The sequence below is a fragment of the Emticicia sp. 17c genome (assembly GCF_037153985.1).
GTDB lineage: Bacteria > Bacteroidota > Bacteroidia > Cytophagales > Spirosomataceae > Emticicia.
Genome location: NZ_JBBAYI010000036.1, coordinates 1 through 4,095 on the forward strand (window position 1 = coordinate 1; position 4,095 = coordinate 4,095).

At 36.5% G+C, this 4,095-nt stretch carries 7 protein-coding genes and 1 pseudogene; 1 reads left to right on the top strand and 7 read right to left on the bottom strand.

Annotated features, from left to right (window positions below):
• Positions 1-327 precede the first annotated feature (327 nt).
• The 6 genes from WAA15_RS24285 to WAA15_RS24310 all read right to left on the bottom strand — a co-directional run bounded on the left by WAA15_RS24285 (position 328) and on the right by WAA15_RS24310 (position 2,481).
• Positions 328-1,086: a hypothetical protein gene (locus WAA15_RS24285; RefSeq protein WP_337045450.1), complete on the bottom strand. Its 759-nt coding sequence runs from the start codon at positions 1,084-1,086 to the stop codon at positions 328-330.
• A 100-nt stretch (positions 1,087-1,186) separates the two neighbouring features.
• On the bottom strand, positions 1,187-1,381 hold the full coding sequence (locus tag WAA15_RS24290; RefSeq protein ID WP_337045451.1) for a hypothetical protein: 195 nt from the start codon (positions 1,379-1,381) through the stop codon (positions 1,187-1,189).
• A gap of 18 nt (positions 1,382-1,399) precedes the next feature.
• Positions 1,400-1,579, bottom strand: coding sequence for a hypothetical protein (locus WAA15_RS24295; protein WP_337045452.1), 180 nt, complete (start codon positions 1,577-1,579; stop codon positions 1,400-1,402).
• 96 nt (positions 1,580-1,675) lie between these two features.
• Positions 1,676-1,915 (bottom strand): hypothetical protein, encoded by a 240-nt coding sequence (locus tag WAA15_RS24300; protein WP_337045453.1) that lies wholly within the window; start codon positions 1,913-1,915, stop codon positions 1,676-1,678.
• 19 nt (positions 1,916-1,934) lie between these two features.
• On the bottom strand, positions 1,935-2,183 hold the full coding sequence (locus tag WAA15_RS24305; RefSeq protein ID WP_337045454.1) for a hypothetical protein: 249 nt from the start codon (positions 2,181-2,183) through the stop codon (positions 1,935-1,937).
• Between the two features lie 49 nt (positions 2,184-2,232).
• Positions 2,233-2,481 carry a hypothetical protein gene (locus WAA15_RS24310; protein ID WP_337045455.1) on the bottom strand — a complete coding sequence of 83 codons (249 nt, stop codon included), beginning with the start codon at positions 2,479-2,481 and terminating at the stop codon, positions 2,233-2,235.
• Positions 2,482-2,660: 179 nt separating this feature from the next.
• Here WAA15_RS24310 and WAA15_RS24315 point away from each other — a divergent pair, with 179 nt between their 5' ends.
• Positions 2,661-3,086 carry a hypothetical protein gene (locus WAA15_RS24315; protein WP_337045456.1) on the top strand — a complete coding sequence of 142 codons (426 nt, stop codon included), beginning with the start codon at positions 2,661-2,663 and terminating at the stop codon, positions 3,084-3,086.
• Between the two features lie 205 nt (positions 3,087-3,291).
• On the opposite strand, the pseudogene WAA15_RS24320 reads toward WAA15_RS24315, so the two are convergent.
• A pseudogene (locus WAA15_RS24320) lies at positions 3,292-3,477 on the bottom strand (transposase); the annotation flags it as partial.
• Between the last annotated feature and the right edge of the window lie 618 nt (positions 3,478-4,095).

The following is a 4,095-nucleotide window of genomic DNA, read 5'->3' on the forward strand; positions in this document are numbered from 1 at the left end:
GCCAACAAATAGCAAATAGATTGAATTAACAGGGTCATAGACGTTAAAATGTCTGTCTTGCATATCATATAGGGTTTATTGTTGTCTTTTAAGTCTAAGCAAATGTTATAGGTTGTCCCGCTCGGTAGCCGCCGCCCCCCAGTCCCCTAGTTTATTTTCATTGAACTCTTCCCTTTCCGTTTCTTTGCTCCTTTTCAAAATTCCTTTCATTTTAAAAATTCTGTCATTCTGGCAGAGAAAGAACGCGAGGTACAGCTTTAAATAACCTTTTAAAAGTTCAATTGATAAGTTCAGTGAACCAATTGAACATTAGGTGAAAATTTTGGACTATGTCTTCTTAAAAAAAGAAGAAATTAGCGATTTTGAAAGCGTTGACACGTCTAGGGTCTGCCCTGTTCGCTCGCCTGAGTGTGGATGACCCTCCGAAAATGTGGATAAAGTCGCTTTCACCTTTTCCATGAAAGCAGTGTTCTGAACTACTTGTTTCTTCTTCAGAGGCTCTTCTTTCGCGCTCAGAACGGCTGTATGCTTAGGGTTGGTATATTGGATGAATCCTGCCTGAAATGTCAGCACAACGCAATTAACACTCATGTAGTCAGGCAGGCAGAGTTGACCCCGATATTTGTTCTCAAAGAGGCTCTTATAAGCCTGTGAGATTTTGTTGAAATGGTTGCGTAGGGTATTCTTACAGATACGGGCAAAGCTCAGGCATTCTTCGCCATTGTAGTAAGTCCTGAAGTAAGACCAAGTAAACCGAATCTGGTTGTTCAGATACACTTTACCCCGCTTGAACTCGTGCATGAAGAACGCCACCAGTTTCTCCATCGTGGTCTCCACAGAGCCACCAATGTGTGGGAAAACCCCATGTTTTTGTTCCCAAAGTTCGTATTCGGCTCGGGTCAGACTGGCTCTTAGTTGTTTCAGGTCATATCCTTGGTCGACAAGTACCTGAAGCTGTCTTGAGCGTTGCCGGTTGTTCTCCACTCGGAACGCTTTGCATAACGCAAAGGTCTTGTGGAAGTCTATCACGGGCATAGATTTTCTAAGGGTTGCGTAACCCCCTATCGGAAAACTAGGTTTATCCATAACTTTGGTTGTAGTATAGTTTTTTAAGGTTTTTAAAATTCAGCTAGGGGTCCCAACTATAATTAGTCGGGGTGGTTTTTATAGCCTAAATCTCTGGCTATCAATCTTTTAATTTTTCAATATCCTTAGCAAATGCGTGGCTGAAAAGTTCAGCAAACTGATAGCTATTTAATTGATTAAGCTGCTGACAGCTAAACAATTGCATTATTGTTCTCCACTCGTCTTTTTCATTGAAATCCAACAGATAGTAATATATACGGCCAGATACTTCTTTCCCATCTACCAACTTTTTCATAGCCCATAGGTATTTTTATCAGGTAAATACATCTTCTTCTGGATTATATTCGTCGGTGGAGTTCTTCTTGGGTTTGGGCTTAGATTTCAGTAAGGAAAAACCTGCGATGAATGCTGTGCTTACCAAAGCACCAAGTATGAGCTTTCTTGATTTTTTGGATTGGGGCTTCTTTTTCGGTTCTTCTATCTTATCTTCCATTTTTCGAGTATTTACGGCAACTAGCAAGGTACTTGCGACCTAGTAATGTTTAAATCTATAATCCCTATAATGTATTCTGTATGGATTTTGAAGCTATTAAGGAAAGGTCAAGGCAAACTTTTTGCTCGTTTCAGCATAGTAGGCATCCTGATAATACTCCAGCAGTTCATCCATTGCCTGAGACTGTTCCGGAGTAGGCACTTCTTCTGAACTAAGCACCCCATTCCCAAAAGCATCCGCCATTTTACCTGCTATTTCTTCTTGGAAAGTAACAGGCAAGTTTATCAGCCCTGGATTAGTGACCGCTAACCAGGCAGATTCAGTAAATCTTTTCATATATATTTAAAGTTATTGGTTACTCACTTTCATCTTCCAGTGATAGAAGATTGCATTTTAGCATGAGGGGGGTTAGGAACAATAGTACCCTATCTTCAAAAAACTCTTTGCTCACAGGTTTATACTGTTCGTAGTCTTCAATTAATGTCTGTGCCTCTTGCAAAGAAGCAACATGAGAGTTAGCAAAACTCCAGTTACCTTCAGCTAAACAGATGATGGTTAACGAATTGATTTCGTCCTCTTCCTGATATCCAATTGTGGTGTTCAATCGTGATGAGTGTAAGTACAACATAGAATTTCAAGCTTACATAGCTATATTATAATAAACATTCAACTTGGTAAAGATACTTTTCAGCGTCAGGAAATTGCTGAACTAAAATTGTCTTAACTGCTGGAGGCAAATTTTTAGTAATATCAGTATCGCCTAAAATGTATTTTCTGAACATTTCATAAGAATACCCTCCTTGATTAATGATTATATCTTTAACTAAAAGTTTTTCCCATTCTTTAAGGGAATCATGCCAATTACCGAAAGGACTTCTTCTATTTTGGCTCTGTAATATCATATTAATGTTTACTAAATGGCTTTAACAATGAATTAACAAATAAAAATTTGTCATTAATACACTATTATTACTAATATTGTGTAATTATTACATACATACGGTAATGATTACGCAGCAAATGTAAATATAATTTTTACATATAAAAATATTTTTTACATTAATTTTAAAATATTTATGTCATGATAAAAGAAATAAAGCCAGATTATTCCTTAATTAGGCAAAGGATAGAGCAGACCATTAAGGAAAAAGGGATTTCCAAGCAAAAATTTTGTAGTGATTTAGGATTCAGTAGACAATCATTTTATCAGTTTTTTTACAACGAATCCATGAATGTAAATTATTTATTTACAATTGCTAATTATATTGGAAAGCCTATTTCATTCCTTATTGGTGAGACTGATTTAGATACAATTAAAATTTCAGAAAGCAAAAATGAAGCTAATAATGAGTATAAAGATAAATATCTAAAAGCCGTAGAGTTATTGGCACTTAATGGTATCAGACTTGATTTGGGAAAAACTAATGGGGTGCTAGAAATGGCTATATGCAACATTATTAATAAAAATTTTTTTGGAAATAATACACATATACTAACACTCCATTAGAAATGCAAGCGCATTTCAAGCCATAACTATTTGATTGTAAGCATTTTAATTTACTTTGAAATTCTCCCGGCTGGGGGCTCTAGGTAAAAGCCTGATAATCAATAGATTGTCAGGCTTTTATCTTTTCGTTGCTTAATGTAGATATAGAAAGTTGCAATGAAACTTGGGAGCAATTCTAAAACGGCTCAAGCGAAAAAGTTGGGGACTAAGCATAAATTTTAGCAAGTCTGAAGAGGAAGAAAGTAATATTTCTTACACCTCTGAACTGGTTTCTTAATGCTTTAACCTTAGTGTTAAAAGATTCCGCTGATGCATTGGTACTTCTTCTGTCAAAGAAGTTCAGGATTTTCTCATACTGATTCTGAATAGTTCTGGCAATGGTGTTGAAATCTGTACCCTTGCTATTATATCATTCTGACTGAAGTGAGGAAAATCGGAATTAAAATGCAGAAATCGGAAGTTAATGCATACGCTTATACAATGATTGTGATGAAGTTGTTCCGAGTTTGTAATGGAAGGGGGGCATCGCTACACCCCCCCGGAAAGAGGCTTTCATTTCGCGAAGTTCAAAAGACACTTTAGCTGCGATTTTCTGCTTTATCTAAACAGTTGGTGCCTAACCATCAGGAACGATGAATCTAATTAGATTATTAGAATAGTAATTATAAGGATTCGATTTTATCCTCTAAAGGTTTCACCTAATGAAGCCTCCGAATACTAACATTATAACTCCTGGCTCCAAAGTCAACTCTTCTCAAATTAAATGTACTTTATTTCTCTTTAATTTGATATTCAAATCTATTTTGAAAAGCATTGATTAAACCTGCATTGCTTAAAACAATCTCCTAGTGGCTTCTAGGATTTAGGTCAGTATGAAAACATCACTTCACACACTTTTTGGGCTTGGGCCGTCGCACCCAGGTCAATGTTTTTCCTACAAAGTAAGTAGGGAAGCCTTATGAGAGATAAGTAATTAAATATCAGCTTATTACGCAAAAAAAGAACCCCG